20 protein-coding genes and 1 tRNA gene are annotated in these 20184 nt (G+C 50.5%); 20 read left to right on the top strand and 1 reads right to left on the bottom strand.

From position 1 onward, the window contains the following. Positions 1-4: 4 nt before the first annotated feature. Positions 5-325: a ribosome assembly RNA-binding protein YhbY gene (yhbY, locus tag AACZ64_RS06915; RefSeq protein WP_293614767.1), complete on the bottom strand. Its 321-nt coding sequence runs from the start codon at positions 323-325 to the stop codon at positions 5-7. Between the two features lie 56 nt (positions 326-381). Here yhbY and rlmE point away from each other — a divergent pair, with 56 nt between their 5' ends. The 20 genes from rlmE to AACZ64_RS06815 all read left to right on the top strand — a co-directional run bounded on the left by rlmE (position 382) and on the right by AACZ64_RS06815 (position 19135). After that, positions 382-1008: a 23S rRNA (uridine(2552)-2'-O)-methyltransferase RlmE gene (gene rlmE / locus AACZ64_RS06910; protein WP_293614766.1), complete on the top strand. Its 627-nt coding sequence runs from the start codon at positions 382-384 to the stop codon at positions 1006-1008. A 105-nt stretch (positions 1009-1113) separates the two neighbouring features. Beyond that, positions 1114-3021 carry an ATP-dependent zinc metalloprotease FtsH gene (gene ftsH / locus AACZ64_RS06905; RefSeq protein ID WP_293614765.1) on the top strand — a complete coding sequence of 636 codons (1908 nt, stop codon included), beginning with the start codon at positions 1114-1116 and terminating at the stop codon, positions 3019-3021. Positions 3022-3130: 109 nt separating this feature from the next. Beyond that, entirely contained in the window at positions 3131-3970 is an 840-nt protein-coding gene (gene folP / locus AACZ64_RS06900) for a dihydropteroate synthase (RefSeq protein WP_293614764.1), read from the top strand. Between the two features lie 3 nt (positions 3971-3973). After that, positions 3974-5314, top strand: coding sequence for a phosphoglucosamine mutase (gene glmM, locus AACZ64_RS06895; protein ID WP_293614763.1), 1341 nt, complete (start codon positions 3974-3976; stop codon positions 5312-5314). A 161-nt stretch (positions 5315-5475) separates the two neighbouring features. After that, positions 5476-6216 carry a triose-phosphate isomerase gene (gene tpiA / locus AACZ64_RS06890; protein ID WP_293614762.1) on the top strand — a complete coding sequence of 247 codons (741 nt, stop codon included), beginning with the start codon at positions 5476-5478 and terminating at the stop codon, positions 6214-6216. 13 nt (positions 6217-6229) lie between these two features. After that, positions 6230-6619: a preprotein translocase subunit SecG gene (gene secG, locus AACZ64_RS06885; RefSeq protein ID WP_293614761.1), complete on the top strand. Its 390-nt coding sequence runs from the start codon at positions 6230-6232 to the stop codon at positions 6617-6619. Positions 6620-6639: 20 nt separating this feature from the next. Next, positions 6640-6724: transfer RNA gene (locus AACZ64_RS06880), tRNA-Leu, on the top strand. Positions 6725-6889: 165 nt separating this feature from the next. Beyond that, entirely contained in the window at positions 6890-8119 is a 1230-nt protein-coding gene (locus AACZ64_RS06875; RefSeq protein ID WP_293614760.1) for an integrase arm-type DNA-binding domain-containing protein, read from the top strand. Positions 8120-8208: 89 nt separating this feature from the next. Beyond that, complete coding sequence (locus AACZ64_RS06870) at positions 8209-8853, top strand: hypothetical protein (RefSeq protein ID WP_293614759.1); 645 nt, start codon at positions 8209-8211, stop codon at positions 8851-8853. A 186-nt stretch (positions 8854-9039) separates the two neighbouring features. After that, positions 9040-10233, top strand: a complete 1194-nt coding sequence (locus tag AACZ64_RS06865) for a hypothetical protein (RefSeq protein WP_293614758.1) — start codon at positions 9040-9042, stop codon at positions 10231-10233. A 146-nt stretch (positions 10234-10379) separates the two neighbouring features. Next, positions 10380-10604 carry an AlpA family transcriptional regulator gene (locus AACZ64_RS06860; RefSeq protein ID WP_293614757.1) on the top strand — a complete coding sequence of 75 codons (225 nt, stop codon included), beginning with the start codon at positions 10380-10382 and terminating at the stop codon, positions 10602-10604. A 10-nt stretch (positions 10605-10614) separates the two neighbouring features. After that, entirely contained in the window at positions 10615-10956 is a 342-nt protein-coding gene (locus AACZ64_RS06855; RefSeq protein WP_293614756.1) for a hypothetical protein, read from the top strand. After that, entirely contained in the window at positions 10953-11495 is a 543-nt protein-coding gene (locus tag AACZ64_RS06850; protein ID WP_293614755.1) for a hypothetical protein, read from the top strand. The genes AACZ64_RS06855 and AACZ64_RS06850 overlap by 4 nt, the downstream gene beginning before the upstream one ends. A 205-nt stretch (positions 11496-11700) precedes the next feature. Then, a complete protein-coding gene (locus tag AACZ64_RS06845; protein ID WP_293614754.1) occupies positions 11701-12102 on the top strand; it encodes a hypothetical protein in 402 nt (133 codons plus the stop codon). A gap of 56 nt (positions 12103-12158) precedes the next feature. Next, positions 12159-12362 carry a hypothetical protein gene (locus AACZ64_RS06840; RefSeq protein ID WP_293614753.1) on the top strand — a complete coding sequence of 68 codons (204 nt, stop codon included), beginning with the start codon at positions 12159-12161 and terminating at the stop codon, positions 12360-12362. Then, positions 12355-15873 carry a tape measure protein gene (locus tag AACZ64_RS06835; protein ID WP_293614752.1) on the top strand — a complete coding sequence of 1173 codons (3519 nt, stop codon included), beginning with the start codon at positions 12355-12357 and terminating at the stop codon, positions 15871-15873. Before AACZ64_RS06840 ends, AACZ64_RS06835 begins: the two co-directional genes overlap by 8 nt. 381 nt (positions 15874-16254) lie before the next feature. Beyond that, complete coding sequence (locus tag AACZ64_RS06830) at positions 16255-16509, top strand: hypothetical protein (RefSeq protein ID WP_339639810.1); 255 nt, start codon at positions 16255-16257, stop codon at positions 16507-16509. Between the two features lie 293 nt (positions 16510-16802). Further along, positions 16803-17669, top strand: a complete 867-nt coding sequence (locus tag AACZ64_RS06825; RefSeq protein ID WP_293614751.1) for a TIGR04255 family protein — start codon at positions 16803-16805, stop codon at positions 17667-17669. Continuing rightward, a complete protein-coding gene (locus AACZ64_RS06820; RefSeq protein WP_293614750.1) occupies positions 17656-18324 on the top strand; it encodes a hypothetical protein in 669 nt (222 codons plus the stop codon). The genes AACZ64_RS06825 and AACZ64_RS06820 overlap by 14 nt, the downstream gene beginning before the upstream one ends. Positions 18325-18328: 4 nt before the next feature. Then, the gene (locus AACZ64_RS06815) at positions 18329-19135 is read left to right on the top strand and encodes a hypothetical protein (protein ID WP_293614749.1); all 807 of its coding nucleotides are present in this window, start codon (positions 18329-18331) and stop codon (positions 19133-19135) included. Positions 19136-20184 lie beyond the last annotated feature (1049 nt).

Here is a 20184-nt window from a genome sequence, read left to right as displayed (position 1 = left end):
TTGCTCACTGCCGGGACGAAGGCAACCGCAACAGATTGGATAAATGCCGATTGGGTTGTTCTGCTCTTCTCAGCAGGAGCACAATATGCCCAATGGTTTGAACCACCTCTGCCCCCAGCGTATCCGTTAGGGTTTCAATGATTGTCTGCTTTACCTCGCGGTCGTCCACAGCAAGTTTCACTTTGATGAGCTCATGGTCATTGAGTGCGCGGTCAATTTCTGCGATAACTGATTCGGTGAGGCCTTTTGCGGCAACGGTGACCACCGGGTTCAGTTTGTGCCCCAGGCGTCGCAGATGCTTTTTGTCATCATTGGAAATTGTCATAGAATGGTTGTCCTCTAAAACGGCGCGTATTCTAGCCGAACTGATAACAGGTTGATATGGGCCGGTCAAAAAGTAGTCAGCGCTGGTTGCAGGAACACAATAGCGATCACTATGTAAAACGTGCCCAGCAAGATGGCTATCGTTCCCGTGCCAGCTATAAACTGCTGGAGTTACACAAAAAAGATCGTTTGTTTAAGCCCGGGATGACCGTGGTTGATCTGGGTGCAGCTCCTGGCGGTTGGTCTCAGGTAGCTGTAACACTGGTTGGCGACAAGGGCCGTGTTATTGCCTCGGATATTCTGCCCATGGACAGTATTGCCGGCGTCGACTTCGTCGAGGGGGATTTTACCGAAGAATCCGTACTCGATGAAATTCTGGAGTTGCTTGAGGGTCAACAGGCCGACCTTGTAATTTCGGATATGGCCCCCAATATGAGTGGTATGAAGGCTGTTGATCAACCCAAGGCAATGTATCTGATAGAGTTGGCGCTTGAATTGGCCTGTCAAATATTGAAACCTGAAGGGGTTTTTGTTGCCAAAGTTTTTCATGGTGAAGGTTTCGACGACTTTTTGCGTGATGTAAAACGGCGTTTCCAGCAGGTGGTCACACGAAAACCCGATGCGTCCCGTTCCCGATCCCGTGAAGTTTATCTGGTTGCCCGGGGGCTTAAGGTCTCGGACTAAACAACATCAGCCGGTATGGGCCATCCCTCCCGGTTACCACTGCGCTCAAATGGCCGGTAGAATAGAAACCGGTGGCGCTAAAATGAGGAAGTTCAGTTGAACGACATGGCAAAGAATCTTGTATTGTGGTTGATTATTGCGGCAGTGTTATTGTCGGTATTCCAGAATTTCAACCCACCCCCTAAAGAAGACAGCATCAGCTATTCTGCTTTTATCGAAGAGGTGCAATCCGGTCGTGTCAGCAGTGTCGTCATTGAGGGTCTGACGGTCGAGGGCAAACGTGCTGATGGCAGCGCCTTCAAAACGATACGCCCCAACGTTCCCGACTCGGGTTTGATGAGTGACCTGCTCAATAACAATGTCAGTGTCGAAGGTCGGGAGCCCGAAAAACAGAGTCTTTGGGTGCAGTTACTGGTAGCGTCCTTTCCGATTCTTTTGATTCTCGCTATTTTCATGTTTTTCATGCGTCAGATGCAGGGCGGTGCCGGTGGTCGTGGTGGCCCGATGGCTTTCGGCAAGAGTAAGGCGCGCCTGCTGGGTGAGGATCAGATTAAAACCACATTTGCCGATGTGGCCGGTGTGGACGAGGCTAAGGAAGATGTGCACGAACTGGTGGATTTTCTCCGCGATCCATCCCGTTTCCAGCGTCTTGGTGGCCGCATTCCCCAGGGTGTTTTGATGGTGGGTCCGCCGGGGACGGGTAAGACACTACTGGCTAAGGCGATTGCCGGTGAAGCCAAGGTTCCGTTCTTTTCCATCTCGGGCTCTGATTTTGTCGAAATGTTTGTCGGGGTAGGCGCTTCGCGGGTGCGTGATATGTTCGAGCAGGCCAAGAAGCAGTCGCCCTGTATTATTTTTATTGATGAAATCGATGCCGTTGGTCGTCATCGCGGTGGTGGTTATGGCGGTGGTAACGATGAGCGTGAACAGACTCTCAACCAACTGTTGGTTGAAATGGATGGCTTTGAAGGCAACGAAGGCGTGATCGTCATAGCCGCCACTAACCGGCCCGATGTGCTGGATAAAGCACTGTTGCGCCCCGGTCGTTTTGACCGCCAGGTCTATGTGAGCTTGCCCGATATCCGTGGTCGCGAGCAGATTCTCAAAGTGCATGGCCGCAAAGTTCCTTTGGACGAACGCGCTGATTTGGGCATTGTGGCCAGAGGCACTCCCGGTTTTTCGGGGGCCGACCTCGCCAACCTTGTAAACGAGGCATCATTGTTTGCAGCACGCGCCAACAAGCGCACTGTGACCATGGAAGAATTCGAGAAAGCCCGTGACAAGATCATGATGGGTGCCGAGCGGCGCTCCATGGTCATGTCCGAAAAAGAGAAAGAAAATACGGCCTATCATGAGGCAGGTCATGCCATTGTCGGGCGCATGATGCCTGAGCACGATCCGATCCATAAAGTCAGTATTATCCCCCGCGGTCGTGCGCTCGGTGTCACCCAGTTTCTGCCGGAAGAAGACAAATACAGCATGAGCCGCCGCCAGTTGGAAAGCCAGCTTTGCAGTCTCTTTGGTGGCCGTATCGCTGAACAGCTTGTTCACGGGGCTGACGGTGTGACTACCGGGGCATCGAACGATATCGAACGGGCTACACAGATGGCCCGTAACATGGTGGTACGTTGGGGTTTATCCGACAAGATGGGGCCGGTTTTGTATGGCACGGAGGAATCGCAGATTCCGGGTGCCGGCAATACAACCTACTCGGAAGAGACTGCCCGTGAGATCGATGTTGAAGTGCGTCAGGTACTCGATAATTGCTATGAACGTGCGAAAAAAATTCTCGAAGACAACATCGATGTACTGCATTCCATGAAAGATGCCCTGATGGAGTATGAAACAATTGATGTGGAGCAGGTCGATGATCTCATGGCTCGCAAGCCGGTTCGCCCGCCCCATGACTGGCGTGACGACGATTTTGGTGGCAAACCCGCTCCCGGTGATCCGCCGCCTGCGGATGATTCTGGTAAACCCGGAGTTGTCGGAGGTCCCGCCGAAGAACATTGATGGTTCGACAGCCCCGCCCTTAATGGGCCGGGGACTGTACCGTCAAATTTTTTGAGTCGGTGGCAAGGTATCCTGAGTTTTTCTTTCCTCTGTTGATGAGTAAGGTTGAATGACAGATCTCACTCATTCGTTTATGGACTTTTCTCTACCGAAAATCATGGCGGTATTGAATGTCACACCGGATTCGTTTTCCGATGGTGGCACGTTTTACACTGGCAATCGCCAGCCCGATCTCTCCCGGGTTCTCAACCGTGTTGATTTAATGCTTTCAGAAGGGGCTCACCTGATTGACGTAGGGGGGGAGTCCACTCGACCTGGCGCCGAACCGGTTTCATCTGAAGAAGAGTTGGCGCGTGTTCTGCCAGTGGTTGAAGCGATAGTCAGTCGGTTCGATGTGCCTGTTTCAGTCGATACCAGTACGCCCTCTGTCATTAGTGAGGCGGCTCGTGCCGGCGCCTCAATGATCAATGATGTTCGCGCACTTCGACGCCCCGGAGCGTTGACTGCCGCCGCTACCAGTGGTTTGCCAGTCTGTCTGATGCATATGTTGGGGGAGCCACAACAGATGCAACTGGATCCCGGATATGTGGATATAACTGCCGATGTAAAGGCGTTTTTGTTGGAGAGGGCTGCCACCTGCGAGGCGGCAGGTATTCCTCGAAGCAAAATTCTGATTGACCCGGGCTTTGGTTTCGGTAAAACCCTGCAACACAATTTAATATTGTTCAGATCCTTGCCGGAGTTGGTGGATCTGGGATTTCCGGTGATCGTGGGGGTGTCGCGAAAATCTTTGGTCGGGGCTATTCTGGACAAGCCGGTGGAAGAGCGCATGGTGGGCAGTGTTGCGCTCGGCATGCTGGCAATCCGGCGAGGTGTAAAAGTGCTGCGGGTACATGATATATCGGCGACCGCCGACGCACTTAAAATATTGCAAGCTGTTGAGGGATAAAACATGGCAAGAATGTATTTTGGTACAGATGGTATTCGCGGGCGCGTCGGTGTGCATCCGATTACAGCAGATTTTGTGCTAAAACTGGGTTGGGCTGCGGGCAAAGTTTTCAGTTCACAAGCTGGTGGGCGAAAACTGATTGTTATGGGCAAGGATACCCGGGTGTCGGGCTATATGTTTGAGTCCGCACTACAGGCAGGGCTGATTGCTGCCGGTGTCGATGTGGCACTGTTAGGTCCGATGCCGACCCCCGCCATTGCCTATTTGACCCGGACTTTTCGGGCCCAGGCGGGCATTGTCATCAGTGCGTCCCACAATCCTTACTACGATAACGGAATAAAATTTTTTGGCGGTGATGGTTTCAAGTTGCCCGATGAAGTGGAGCTGGCTATTGAAAGCTATATGGACAAGCCGCTGGTGACCGAGGACTCCCTCAAATTAGGTAAGGCGCACCGGGTTCCCGATGCGGTCGGTCGCTATATCGAGTTCTGCAAAGGCACTCTGCCATCGGGCAGTGACTTTCAGGGTTTGAAAATTGTTGTGGACTGCGCCAATGGAGCCACCTACCACACCGGACCCAGTGTGTTCAGGGAACTGGGCGCAGAAGTTGTAGAAATGGCGGTGGATCCGGATGGTTTTAATATCAATGAGGACTGTGGTTCCACGCGTCCCGCCTTGTTACAGGATGCTGTTATCAGCGAGAAGGCGGATATGGGCATCGCGTTTGATGGCGATGGTGATCGAGTGATGTTTGTAGATCACAAGGGGCATATGGTGGATGGCGATGAATTGCTTTTTGTGATTGCAAAGCATCGTCACCAGCGCGGCGAATGCAGCGGTGTTGCCGGAACCTTGATGAGCAACCTGGGCATGGAGCTTTCGCTCAAGGAGCTCGGTATACCGTTCTATCGCGCCAACGTGGGTGATCGCTATGTCATTGAGGCAATGCGTGAGCGCAAATGGCAGCTGGGGGGCGAGAGCTCCGGCCACATTATTTGCAGTGATCTCACCACAACCGGTGATGGGGTAGTGGCGGCACTGCAGGTATTGCATGCGATGCGTGACACAGATACGCCTCTGAACGCACTCAAAAAAGGCATGCAAAAATATCCTCAGAAAATGATCAATGTGCGGATCAAGCAGAAATTTAATCTGGAGGATTTCCCTGCGATTCAGCAAGCTGTGGTGGCTGCGGAGTCGGAGTTGGCAGAACGAGGCCGTGTATTGCTCCGGCCCTCGGGAACCGAGCCTTTGGTGAGGGTGATGGTCGAGGGAGAGGACGATCAGCAGGTAGCTACACTGGTAAAACAGATTGCCGCCGTGGTTGAAAAAGAGATTGGCTAGTTTACTGCGCGAAAGAGCGATTGATCCTCTGCGATCCCTGATGAGGCACCCTGTGCGGCCCATGGGTTTCCAGGGCCGGTATTTAGCCGTGCTGACTGGTTGTATGTTTTCTGCAACTCCGCTAAGATTGCGCCCCTTTTCAGGGTCGGGAAAACCCTAACATGCGACGTCCATTGGTGGCAGGCAACTGGAAAATGAATGGCAGTCGTGAAGCGATTGACCTTCTTCTGGACGGGTTGTCGGGGATTAGCACAACAGCTGAAGTGGCCGTTTTCCCACCTTATGTTTATCTCCCACAAGTGGTATCTACACTCTGTGGTTCCGGTATCGACGTGGGCGCCCAGAATGTTTCCGAGTATCAGGCTGGTGCCTTTACCGGTGAAGTTGCAGCAGACATGTTGCTGGATATCGGGTGTCGCTATGTGCTCGTTGGTCATTCTGAACGTCGCAGTCTGTTCGGAGAGAAGGACAGGCAGGTAGCGGAGAAGTTTGTTGCCAGCCAGCGCAGCGGTTTGATTCCGGTGCTATGTGTCGGCGAAACCCTTGAACAGAGGGCGTCCGGAAAGACCCTGGCGGTGATTGCGGCCCAATTAGACGCAGTATTGGAGCGAGCGGGTCTGGAATCCGTGTGCAATGGAGTGATAGCCTACGAACCAGTCTGGGCGATAGGTACAGGCAAAACTGCCACCGCGGAACAGGCACAGGAAATACATCGGGAAATTCGTCAGCAGTTGGGCGAACCCGGAATGAAAACAAGAATACTTTACGGTGGCAGTGTTAAAGCTGCCAATGCTGCAGAGCTGTTTGCACAACAAGATGTTGATGGCGCTCTGATCGGCGGGGCCTCTCTGGATTCAGGCGAATTCAGGGAGATTTGTAAAAAAGCATGCGTTGCGAATTGACTGAATTGAGTAAATGGAAAAAATTATACTGATTGTTCATTTGTTAACGGCGCTTGCCATTATTGGCATGATTCTGCTGCAACAGGGAAAAGGCGCAGAGGCAGGTGCATCATTTGGTGCCGGTGCCTCGCAAACCATCCTGGGCAGTGCCGGAGGCTGGAATTTCTTCAGCAAAGTAACCGCAATACTGGCAACCCTATTTTTTGTTACCAGTGTATCTCTGGCTGTGATCGCCAAAGATAAGGTGGCGGTGGGTGACAAGATTCTGCCAGAGCTGGAAGCTATCCAGCAGATGATGGAATCAGATGTTCCCAATGTGGAAGATGGTGAGGAGATTCCTGCTGCACCAGGCGGTGATACCGGTTCCGCATCGGATATTCCCGTGCCTGATACTGCGCAATAGGAAGCATGAAGCAATGTTTTGCCCAAGTGGTGGAATTGGTAGACACGCTATCTTGAGGGGGTAGTGGCGAAAGCCGTGCCGGTTCAAGTCCGGCCTTGGGCACCATATCAACACCCGGTAACGTCCGTTACCGTTCGTAAGGCCCCGAATTTCGGGGCTTTTTTTTGCCTTTTTGTCTGTGGTTGTCCGATAACGTCCGTTGACATAGGGGGTATTTCGGGGGTACTTTTGTGGGGTGCCCCAGATTTTCATCAGCTTAGGTACCCCCAGATGGCCACGGATAAGCTCAACGCGACGGCTGTAAAGAACGCAAAGCCCCAGGATCGAGACTATAAGCTCTTCGATGGGGGTGGTCTGTTTCTTCAGGTAAAACCCAACGGTGGCCGTTACTGGCGCCTGAAATACCGTTTCCACGGCAGGGAAAAGCTTCTGGCCTTGGGGGTTTACCCTGCTGTGTCGCTGGCAGAGGCCCGTGAAGCAGCCAGAGAGGCGAAAAAGGCACTGTCGAAGGGGGAAGACCCGGGCTTGCTGCGTAAACAAGAGAAACGTGCCAAGCGTATTGCCTCGGCTACCAGTTTTGAGGCTATCGCCCGGGAGTGGTGGCAGCATCAAAAGGGCCGCTGGACTGAAGATCACGCCCGCCGGGTAATCGAGTCGCTGGAGCGCGATGTCTTCTCTCACATCGGGTATCGACCTGTTTTTGAAATACAGCCGCCGGATGTGCTCGAGGTGGTTCGCCGCATTGAGGCGCGCGACGCACTGGACGTTGCCGGCCGTGTTCTCCAGCGTTGTTCGGCAGTCTTTCGCTACGCGGTTCAAACCGGTCGATCCCAGGTAAACCCCGCCGCTGAGTTGACGGGAGTGCTCAAAAAGCGAAAACAGGAACACCGGGCCGCGGTGACGCGCCAGGAACTGCCTGAGCTGCTTCGCAAGGTTTCTGGCTATGATGGCCACCCCCTCACCCGTTTTGCGCTGAAACTGCTGATTCTGACCTTTGTCAGGCCTGGAGAGCTGAGGGGTGCCCGTTGGGAGGAATTCGACCTGATAGCGAAACTGTGGCGCATTCCCGGTGAACGTATGAAGATGGGAACGGAGCACCTTGTCCCGTTGTCCCGCCAGGCGCTTGCCCTGCTGGAAGACATCCGGCCTATCTCTGGCCACTACGATTTGGTGTTTCCCGGGGAAAAGTCACGGGCCAAGCCCATCTCCGAGAATACCATGACATACGCCCTATATCGTTTGGGCTACAAGTCCAGGGCCACGCCCCACGGCTTTAGGACAACCGCCTCTTCAATTTTGAACGAGGAAGGCTTTAACCCTGATGCCATTGAAAGACAGCTGTCACATCTCGAACGTAATCAAGTTCGCGGCGCCTACACCAAGCACGCTGAGTACTTGAAAGACCGGGCGGTGATGATGCAGTGGTGGGCCGATTACCTTGATCAGATGGAAACCGGATCGAACGTCGTGCCGGCGAAGTTTGGCGGCGAGGGTGCTTGAAGAATTTGCCTATAAGGGCAGATAGCGGGGGTGAACGGTGCTGCAACACCGCCACCCCCTTAACCAAAACTGACGAAAGGACATCAAAAATGGTCAATAGAAATGTTAACACATACGAAGAAAACGATACGCGCCTTGAGGCGGCGTTGAATGAGATCGCCACCGGTGCGGGCGTCCTCCGGGAGCTATTGGGTGACGTTGGGGAGTGCTTAGACGCAGGCAGTCACAAGGGGCTCTCCGCAAAAATTTTGGCAGCCGAAACCCTGGTTGCAAAAATTGGCTGGATTGCCGACGCCGAGGCGCTGTCGGTGTGTGGTTCACAAGCCTTTGGCGATGCGGCCCGCTGGTTTGTGTCCCCCGCCTATCGGGAGGCGAAGGCGCCGGGCGCTGAGGTGGGTGTGGAAAAGGCTGGCCTGCGGCAGACTCGTGCCATTGGGAGTGACGATAACCACCTTCCAGATCGAGCACTCCAGAAACTGGAAAATATGGAGCGCGATTATCTTTCGGTTCAACATTGTGTCAGTGCGGTGCGGAGTTTCGCCGATGAGCTGCACGACGCATCTTATCAGGATGAGCCACCGGAACTCTTCTCTGAATTTGCTGGAATACGTGTTCAGGCGATCAGCCGCCTGGCGCAACTGGCATTGAATGACATTGATCGAATCGACATGTGCGCCCGGGAGTTGCGGGGGTTGCCAGATCCAATGGCCGAGGCGATGAAGGCCGCTAGTTAAGGTGAGTCACCGGGGGCAAGGTTGCCCCTTTTTTGCTACCTGAAGGGTGAAGTTCTGGCTGCAGCGAAAAGGGATAAATTATTTTGCTTGGCCGGAGTTGCTGAAGATAAAGCACACCCTCTGTAACTCCCGAAACACTGGTGTGCCCTTAGTTTTCCTCACCACTAACAATAATAGGTAATGACCGTGAAAAAGGAAAAGCTAATTCGCGACCTGGATGGCCAGTTATTTGCCTTTGAGTATTCCGTTGTTGTCAGTGACCCAACAAGCAGTGATGGTGATCAAAGACTTGCTGTCTCAATCTCTTTTGTGAAGCAGAGCGGTGATTCTGACCGGGTTGAGAGCTATTCTTTTCCGCTGATTCCTGAACTGTTGGCAGTTTCAGAGGGTGGTGTAGATGCAATCAAAGAAAATATTGAAACAGAAATCCTCATCTGTAAGGAAGCGCTTTTATCTGTAGCTAGAGTCCTCCCATATCAAGGGTGTCTGGCTTTTTCGAGGGCTTTTTACATACCGACTGGCACTCGTTTTTCAGACCATTCCTTGGATGTATTGATTGAGCGAATTCTCGCACTAGAGTTATTTTGGCCTATCTATCATAAATCCATTCTTGCCGGTGATGGTGCGGGTAAGTGCGAGGCGTTTATCGACTTGTTTGTAATTCTGGCCAACCCGTTTGAGAAGAGAGAAGCAATTTCGTTGCAGCAGCTTAAAAGTCGCAGTGAAAAAACAAGAAAAGATCTGCTTGGTCTTAAAAAGAAAATATCCCAGAGCTTTGTGGGGAGGTTATGGCTCCATGACTTGGTGAATATTGCCAACGAGGAAAGAGGGATAAATTCTCGGCTATATCAAGGCGATATTGTTGAAGCCAATTTTCTTGATTTAGTAGAAATGCTAATTACCAGGTTGGAGTCCGACCTTGAGCTCTACGATAGTTTTTCGGGTGACCCCGTGACCTGCGACTACGACCGTAATCTCAAGAAGGTAGAGCGAAACTGGCTGCAAGAAGAAATAGAGATACTTAAGTACTACATTGAATCTAAAGGGCTTAACGCTGCAGCTATATCGTATATAAATCAGCTCATTAGGTGGTATGAAACCAGAAAGCTAGATTTGGATATGGAGATTAATTGCAGTTTTGGACCTCCCTTGGATAGCAGTGGTTTTTCTCGCTTGAGCAGGTTTCGGGGGGATATTTTTACAGAGAAGAGGATCTGGGGGGAAAAGACTGTGGTTGATGAAGTGTTGAGGCAGCATTTCCTTTTCTATACTGGCGGACCACAGCCAACACTAACAGCAAGTGTCTGGTCTGTAATATTTATTGATACGCCCAGGGGGTCTAATGATGTTTCAAAGGCTAGATCTGACAGAAAAAAATAAATTTGGTTCATCCTCTGAATATGTCGCACCCTTTTCTGGCCTATTTTGAAGGATCGTAGATAGCCCCCGTGGTGATCTTGAAATAGTCCCCTTAATGTTCTCCTTACTGAGACTCATAACTCTCAGTCATACACAAGGAGAGCATCATGCAAAAACCTGAATTTGACCCCATCCTACGGTGGCCCGAGGTGAAAACCCTTATTGGCCTGAGTCGACCGCGCGTTTACGAGTTAATCGCCGCCGGCAGATTTCCCCGATCCATCAAATTGACCCCCGGTGGGCGTGCCACTGGTTGGCTGAAATCAGAAATCGAGTCTTACCTTGAAGCACGTGTTGCCGAACGTGATTCCCTTTCCGGCCAAGCGGCGTAGGGGGTGGGAAATGGAGACAAAAAAATACCCCGGCCAAGAGACCAGGGCAGCAAATGATCAAGGCAATTATACCCCAAAACCCACCCGAAAGAGCACCGGAAAACTTGCTTATATGCTCAGGCAGTTCTCAACCGGCCAGCGGCTGCATCGCTTTGCGGCGGAACGTATCGGGGACCACTCCTTACCTTCGACCATCTCATCATTGCAGCAGTCGCACGGCATTACATTTGCCCGCGAGTGGGTTGAGGTGCCGAATAATTTCGGTGGAGAAACCAAAGCGATGGCCTATTGGTTAGAAGGTGATGACCTGCTCAAAGCGCGGAACCTCGTTATAGGAGGGGCCGTATCGTGAAGGCTCCTAAATTCTATCGATACTGCCGGCGTGCCTGGCGCGATTCAGAGCATCAGGAAATTGTGGCCCTTGGGCCTGAAGTGTTTCTTGTTGCGACTTATCTGCGGACCTGCCCGAGAGGTAATTTCTCGGGTATTTACCATGCGCCGATTCGTTCAATGTCAAAGGATTGTTGTCTGCCCGTAGAGGTCGTGAACGATGCTGTGACAGCCCTGGCTGGAATCGACTTCTGCCGGTACGACGATGATGCGGAATATGTTTGGGTCCGTGGTGCTGCGTTTGACGAGCTTGGCGACAACCCCTCGCCGCAGCAGATCTCGGGAATGTACAACATGATCACGCGCTTAGTCGTTGACGAGGGCGCGCCCTTTGCTATGGAACTGGATCACCAGCTCCGCTCCATTCCTGAATACGCGGCCAAGCTCAACAGCTCCCACAAAAAGGCCAAGCCGCCTGATCAGGCAGTGATTCAGGCTCAGACCAAATTCCAGCCTCAAACCATAGATGGCTTCATGGCCCACAAAATTGGGAAGGGTTAGCCATAGGGTATAGCTATGGGTATGTGGATGGGTAAAGCAATGGCTATCCGATACAAGAGAGAAGAGAGAAGAGAGAAAGGAAAAGAGAAAAGTAATCAACGAAAAGTGAGCCTGCATCAGTAAGAAAGTGAAAACAGAGAATGTAGACGCGGCCTGACGGCCGCGGCAACAACAGCAACAACACCATGAAAGAGGTAATCGTTAGATGAGTATTCCCACATACACACCACCGACCACAACCGTCCCTTTGTGGGAGGGTGCAGAGATCGCCGTGAGGGCTTTGTCGCTGGCTGATGTAACCGAGATCCAGAGAGTTGATCCTGAATTGTTCGAAAAAGTGGCGGCTGCTGTTGAGTCAGCAAACGGTACCACCTTCGGCGCCATCTCTGAGCTGATCAGTCGCTTCGGCAACCTCGCGGCATTATGTGTCGCGGCCTGTTCCGATCAAGCGGATGTTGCAGAGGCCGCCGCCGAGGTGAAGCAGTGGCCAATTGGTGCCTTTGCTGCTGTGTTGCTGGAAATCTACGCGCTAACCGTTCATGGAAATGACCTCGCAAAAAAGCAGCTTGCTCAAATCTTGCCGGCGGGACTTCAGGGAATCCAGTAAATCCATTAGGTGGGGGTGCGCTCAATGGCGATACGTTGGAAAAGGCTTGGTTGGAGATGGAAGGCCGAGCCAATCTTCTGGTGGCGGAAGGTCACCAGTACGCGCGGCAGTATCACCTCGGGTGGGTGCTGTTCCAGTCGACATTGGTCAGCAAGCGTATCAATTCCCGCCTGGCTGCAGAGGCCGCACTACGCCGCCACTCTGTCTGGGGCGAACAGGCCGATTTTCAAAAGATTGTGGAAGGTTTGAGCGATGGCTAATACCAAATCGATTGTAGAGCTGATCCTGCAGGCCAAGGTGGAAGGTGAGCAAACCTTTCAACAGCTGACGGACGCCACCACAAAACTGATCAATCAGCAGGAGCAGGCCGAGAAGGCTGCTGGCAGTTATGACCAGAAGCTGGAGAAGCTGCGCAGTACCATGGATGGTCTGGTGCGTGCCGAACGCGACCTGATTACCAAAGGTCGCCTGGTTGAGAAGTTCAAACAGCAGGCGGCGGCTACAAGTCAGGCGGATGCCAGGGCAAAGGAGCTGATTCAAACTGCAAGGACATTGAGAGCCCAGCTAAATGCTACGTCGTCCGGCGATGCAAATAGAGCAAAGCTGTCAGCACAGTTTGACAAGGCAAGTGCGGCTGCCCAAAAGGCAGTTCTTTACTTTCAGAAGCAGCGTACCGAGCTGGCCAGGCTGACTGGCCAGATGAATCAGGCTGGCCTATCTACTGCCAATCTGGCTAATGCTGAAGCAAGGCTTTCTTCTGAGGCTGTCCGTCTTCAGGCTGCTCAAAACCGGACTGCTGATGCTATTGGTCGCGTTCAGCAAAAAACCGATTCTGCTGCGAAGTCGATGGCAAGGTTTGGGCGTGACAGTCGTACAAGCCTGAGTTTGCTTCAGCGGTTGAGGGGTGAGGTGTTATCACTTGCTGCCGCCTATGTCGGTCTGTTTGGTATTGGCCGGGAAGTTGGCAATATATTTGAAGCCAACCGGAAAAAGCAGGCTATTGAGAGTCGTTTCCGGGTTGCCTTTGATGGGGATCCGCAAGCAGTAGACCGTGAACTTAATTTTTTGCGGGAAACTGCTGATCGATTGAAGGTATCGTTCGTTGACCTCGGGACAGAATACTCTCAGATGGTCGCGGCAATGCCGGAGGGGCTGTTTACCCTTGAGGAAGTGCGCAAGCTGTTCGTCGATGTAACTACTGCTGGCCGTGTTATGCGGCTATCGCAAGAGCAGCTTCGTGGTGTTTTTAAAGCCTTCAGGGACATCGTTTCTAAATCCACGGTCCAGATGGAGGAACTAAAAGGCCAGCTGGGTGACCGCTTACCTGGCGCGGTGTTGCTGTTTGCCGAGAGCATGAAAGTTACCACCCGTGAGCTTGTCAAGATGGTGGAGCAGGGCGAGGTTGGGGCTGATGCTCTGAAACCTTTCGCTGCTTTGCTTGAAAAGAAATATGGGGGTGACCTGGAGCGGGCACTGCAGGCGGCCACGTCGCAGCTCGATGCGTTTCTGGTTGAAGTTGAGCGGTTGCGCCTTGAGATCGGTGAGGACAGCGGTTTTATTGAGACGCTTGGCCAGTCATTGAGGGATCTATCAGAGGAACTTCGCAAGCCAGAAACCAAGGAAGGGTTGACTAACCTTGCTGATCTGATGGGCGATCTTGCCAAGGCTGGTGTTTTTGTTGTCCAGAATCTTGATGCAATTAAAAATGCAGTGATTGCATTCGTCGGTGCCCGTGTGCTCGGTGGTTTGATCAGGGGATTCTTTCAGGCCCGGTTGGCTGCAGTAGCGCTGGGTGGTTCTCTTCGGACCTTGGGGTTTGCTGGCCTATTGGCAACTGGCCCAGCTGGTTGGATTGTGGCACTTGCAGCCGGGATCGGAACCATTGCCCTTGCCAGCAGAAACTCCGGGTCAGATATTGATGCGCTTAGAAAAAAATATAAGGATCTCGGTGATGCGGCTGAAACCGCTGGAGAAAAAGCATCCAAAGCGTTTGGATCAAAGGGCGGACAGAGCCCTATCGATGAAATAGACAATGAATTAGATAAAAAGCTGACTGAGTTTGGCCTGTTGGTTGCCGAAGAGGACAGGCTTAGGGTCAGGACCATTCGATTCCCACGTCTGTCTAGGCTATTCGGCACGGACGATGATCTGGCCGATACCAGATCCGCATTGAAGAACATTGGCGATGTGATTGTCGATTTGCGCCGCAAGCGTGATGCTCTTTTGGCAGGCCCGGATAAGCCTGCAGCAGCAGCGCCTGAACTTTTGCCCGGGCTGTCAGATAAACAGATTGAGGAAGTTGAAAAAGCGATAAAAAAGGCAAATGAGGCAATAGAGGATTTCCAGGCCGTTACCCTGGCGCAAAAGTTAGCCCTGGTTGACAAGGAGTTTGCTTCATTATTGGCAACTGCCCGTAGTGCGTCTGACCTCGAAACTCGAAATTCGCAGGAAGCCCTGGTGCTCAAAGCGTTAGCAGCGAAGAAGCGCGAGATTGTGCTTGAGGCAGAACAGGCACTGTTAAAAGAGGCCGACAAACTTGAGAAGAATGCTGCAAAGCGCTCTGAAGATAACCTGAAAGGTCGCCTTGATAACATTCGCGCAAAGTATGCTGACACTCTTAGCGGGCTACGGGAGCTGAATACAGCTGAATCCCGTGTTGTTGCCGACAGATTGGAGGGGGTGCTGGCTGGTGAGCTATCCGGCGAGATTGACAAGGTTAAAAAGGAACTTGCCAATACCGTGGCAGACCTACGAACCCGTCTGGCTTTTGCTGAGGGCAATGAACGTCAGGCCGGGCTAGATGAGTTAGGACGGGAGTTCGAGGCCACTATAAGCCGCCTGAAGGGATTGGGGGATTCGGCGGGGGTAGAGATTGCTCGCAAGCTCTTCAATGTCGAGGCTGCGAAAATTGAGCTTCAGGCACTGGAAAAAGAGCGGCAGAAAGCCTTGGATGATTTTCAGCGCAAGCTGGACAGTATTACCAATCAAGAAAGCATTGGCGCTCTGTCTTCCGGGCAGGCAATCGACCAGGCCGACACCGCACAGACGGATCTGAATGCCACTCTTGATGGCCTGATTGCACGTAGTCGTGAGCTGTTGGACTTATACGGTGATAACACTGCCGTGGCCGATTGGTTCAGTCAGTTCGGGCAACAGACGCAGCAGGCCAAGGAAGCCATTAAGGGGCTGGCTGATAACGCGAAGCTATCGGCTAAAGACATCAACCAAGAATTTTCTGGCGGGCTCACAAATGCCTTATCAGGATTCATTCAAGGCACCGTCAAAGCAAAGGACGCCCTACGCGAGTTTGCGGCCGATTTTCTCCGGTTCATAGGTGAAGCGGTCCTTAGGGTTCAACTACTCAAAGCTGTTGGGGGTGCCAGCGGCGGGGGAGGTATTGGTGGGTTATTGGCGCCGCTATTGTTTGGTGCGGCCCACACCGGTGGTGTGATCGGGGAGGGCTTCAGTTCCTACAAGGCTGTGCCTCCTGTGGCGTTTGTAGGCGCGCCCAAGTATCACTCTGGCGGTGTAGTGGGGCTATCCCCGGGTGAAGTCCCGATCATTGCCAAGAAGGGTGAGGAGGTGCTGACCAGTATGGACCCTCGCCACCGTGACAACCTGACCAAGAGCGGCAAGGCTGCAAGCCCGCAGATTCGCAACTATGTTCTATTCGATCGTGACCAGCTAACCCGTGAGATGCTGTCCAGTCCGGCAGGGGTAGAAACCATGGTAACGGTGGTTGGTGAGAACCCTCAGAAGTTTGGTAAGTGATGAACCGCCACCGAAACCCTCGGGTCCTTACTGGCCATTTTTGCCTGCCGGGGGTGGCGCTGAGCGCGGTGAGGCAGAAATTTTCCGGGGGGGTAGGGGCGTCAACAACATGAAAGTGGAAATCGCCTGTAACCCCTTAGGGGTGAGGGTTTCAGCGATACGCCAACATGGACGGGTTGTCGATTCTGTACAAGGTGTCCGAAATAACGGAAAACCCCATTTCTTGCCAAAGTCAGTCAAGGTAAGACTTTCAGCAGTATAGGGAGAGTGTGTTCATGTTGAATTAGTACACTCCACAACACAGAAAGGATTGATGGTTATGAAATAATCCAATGAAATTAGTATGCCCTGAGCTGAAGTGTAGCTTTGGTAAGCTTAGTAATGTACAGAAAAGAGGTTCAGGTAATGGGTGCTTCAAATAAGCCTTCAAAGAAGGATGCTTTCAATATCTCCTGGTACGCACGGAACTTCGGCATGGACAGGCGCACTGTGGCTGAGAGGATCAAGCGTGCTCGACTGCGGGAGGTAGGTATTAGGGGCAAGGGGCAGTTTTACTATGTGAACGAAGTGGCGCCACTTTTGGTGCTTGCAAGGTTAAATAGTGAACTTCAGCGTTTAGGCGGGATCATCAAATAGTTGATCAGCAAGGCTAGAGCCACAAAGGCATTTGTAACCCACCTTGAAGAGCTCATGAAAAGGATTTCCACCCATGATGATGGTTGTTAGTGCTGTACTGGATTGAATTACGCTTCTTCTCATCAGGGGAGCAAGTGGCTGTTGCCCTAGACAACAATGATTTGTGAGGATGTAATGACAAGCGGCGAAAGGACGCAACTAAGCGGTGCGCAAAGTGTCAGATATAGTGTTAGATTTAGTTGACGAAACTTGGCATAAGGATTAGCCTGCTTTACGCGGGAGGCGTGATAGAAATGGGTAAAAAGCTGGAAGTTGCACCTTTAATCTACGTCCAATTGGACATTTCGTGGTCAGAATTACCTTCTTCAGGGGTATTCACTGAAGAGGAGCTGACCCAGTTCCACAGGGCTATGCTCAAACTAGGGTTTACTCAAAAACATGAGTTAGAACACCAGTGGGAGGAAGTTGCTATTTCTGCGGGGGGAAGCAGTATCCGCCCCAACTCAATGCGACGATATATCTTCTCCAATGCTGAAAAAGATTGTCAAGTCGAAGTAACTCGATCCCTATTGTCGATTAGACAAAGCCGTTACACAGGTTTTGACGATCTTGTTAAATTGATACTAAGTGTCTCTGAAGCGCTAAAGGGAATAGAAGACATTGGCAACACTGGGGTCAGCCTCTTCTCTATTCATTACGTAGATATAATTATCCCTAGTAGCGGCCTCGAACTACATAATTATGTAGATGACCACTTAATCCCGTACGATCCACCTGTTAGCAATCCAGTGGCTAAACAAAGGTCTACGTCATCAGTTTCTCTTTTGGAGAAAAGTGATTCAAAGATTAGAGACATCGCTGTTCGCTTCAATATGTTTAAAGCTGCAGAAAAAAAATTCCCAGTTTTAATTCCTGTTGAGCTTCAAGAGAAGCAGGATGAAGTAGCAATGCCATTGTTTCTCCCACATATCGAGTTTAAGGAAAACACTGATTACGGAATCCTTGATATAAGACACGGGTGTCGCTTGTTAAAGCAGCAAAAATTTTCAGATTTTCAAGTTGAATCAGAAATACGCACCCTTTATCAAACTGCTAGCAATGTCTTTTGGGATATTTTATCAGACCATGCAAAAAAGGAGTGGGGCTATGAGTGCTCTTGATTGTCTAGAAACTAATGCTAGAAGTAGTAGAGATGATTACATGGCGCACGTCTATCCTACCGAAGCATTTCCATTACCTGTGGACAACTCAGTTAGGTACCAAGAAAGATATATCCCTAGAGTAGATGTTCAAAAAAGAGCAGAGAGCCTTTCTTCTATGTGGAATGTCTTTTTGTCTCTTTGGTTAACTCAAGATGGTTACTTGGCATCTGCTGCCTCAACACATCAAATTAACTCCCTAGAAAATGTTGATCAAGATATATCAAGTGTTTGCGATAGGGTTAAAATGCTAGATAAAGAGTTGCAGCTGCCAAGAAAATTATTGGCAAAAATTCTTCACATATCGAGAACCACTTTGTACGACCTGCTCAATGATGTGGCAAGGGAGTATAGAAATGAAAGCAGGCTCAAAGAGATAGAAATAGCAACAAGAACTATTCGAAAAATTACCACTTATCCAATTGGTCGAAGTGCTATTTTGGTCAAGAAGGACGGTATCAGCCTCGCTGAATTGCTCGATAGTGATAATGTTGACCATAACAAGTTAGAAGAGTTAGCTAGGGTCATAGATGCTCGAAAAGAAAAAGAAAGAAGTGAAAGCAAAGTTTTCACAGCTGAGCATGAGCAGTACCTCCTGACAAGAACAGCTGGGTAACTGAATGGAATCACCCCCGATGGATTGGGTTCAAGGGCACTTTTTTAACTTCTCTTGTTTGGCTAGCCGTGACAAGGAGATTATTCGTTCGCGGGTTGATGGTGGCGTTAAGGAGAATGCTATATGTGTCTTAATAACCCAGGATTGTGATATATGTGCCCACCCAAATATAGAGCCAGACGTTCAGTTCGTCATTGGTGAAAAAGATCGCAACCCCAGTCCTCTCAATGAAAATTGCAGGTCTTCTCGATATCTGATTTTCGATATTGAAGGTGTTCCGTATAAACTAAAAATTTTAAAAACGGTATACCTCAAAAAAGAACTTTTTTTTCAAAACCAAGAAGCCATTTCTGACCGCAATCGTCTTGCCGAGTATCAATTAAACCAGCTTAGGCGTTGGTTAGCTCAGCGCTATAATCGGACAGCGCTACCTGATGCTTTTAATTCTAAGCTAAAGGATGTTGTTAATAATCTTCCAAATGAAAAGGTTGATATATACATAAGACTCAATTCTTTGGATGAAGATCTTGAAAATTACCAAGTCGCACTTGTTGCTATACCATATCAGGGAGCAATGCTTAGCCCTGAAGATCTTCAGCAGTTGGGTGAAAAAATGCAGCTGCTCGCACAAAAAGTAGATGAACAAGATGGGCTTTCTTTCGACTGGGAGTGGTTGGATGAGAATTATTGCACCTTAGCGATGAGTCGCTCAGAAGTTACGCTGGACATGTTGGATCACTTTATGAGGTGGCATCTGGACTTTATTTCTTTCAAAGAGAATGACTACGAGTGTGGTCAAACGGAAGGATAAAGGCATCATCGAAATGTGGCTCTGAAAGTCGAGCCTAGTCACTTTACATAATGGATAAGGACGCCCAATGCTCAAGGTAAGCCGACGCGAGAAGGAGTCCATCACCCTATTCACTGGCAACGGTAAGATAACTATTTCCATCGAGAAGATACGCGGCCGGCAGGTGAGGGTGGGTATTCATGTTCCAGAATCGGTTAGAGTGGCTAGGTCGGAGATACTTCGGAGCGACGACGCTAGCTATACACCAGTTGCGAGTGAACAAGTAACTGTACTAAGAAAATTGGTTCAACTTCTTAAACGGGTTTTTGGTCTGGGTAATTTCAGTGCCCGAGATTCGGGACAAGTTTCCAGCTGTAAAGACATACTTCCAGTGCCAAAAGCTTAAATGTGGGGCTTCAAACAATCTCATCTAAGAGGTGTTTGTGGGGTTCCTTTGGTTGAGATGGTGTGGGATTGTTCATGTACGCCTTGATTGAGGAGGGTGAGTAAAAAGTGAATGAAGAAATCATTATTGAATATGAAGGTATAACCTATAGCGCTGAGTACTCGGTTTCTGGGGATTCACTAACGGTATATCTGCCTGATGGTACATCAAGGAGAACCGAGCTAAGAGGTCTGAAGCCCGAGTCCGCTGCCAGGACGCACCTGATGAGTTATATCAAGCTAAAAGTATAGGGTTTAGGTCCAGCCCCCTGTATTTGGGGGTATATTTGGGGGTGCTTTTTAATCAAATAAATATAATTATCAATTTATTCAGTGCGATAGGTCTTAGATGTTGGTGAGGCCTTGGCACCATTTTATAGTCCGTTGAAGTCCGACGGAATCCAAAAACCCGCGTAACTGCGGGTTTTTTTATTGGGATTTTTGGCGGCCTAGACAGGAAATAAGGCGTTGATTATCGGAACGATACTGGTTGTGGATTCGAAGGAACGTTAAACGATACTGATAGATTGATAGTTAATATCGAGGACAGACTGATTATTAGAGAAGGTTTCGTAAGCTTCCCCGTCAAGTGGACAATTCAAAAGTAGAGTTTCTGACGGTTTGTT

It is taken from the genome of uncultured Porticoccus sp. (assembly GCF_963975625.1).
Taxonomy (GTDB): Bacteria; Pseudomonadota; Gammaproteobacteria; order Pseudomonadales; family Porticoccaceae; genus Porticoccus.
The sequence above is the reverse complement of the archived record's forward strand: the minus strand, read 5'-3'. Positions and strand labels throughout refer to the sequence as shown.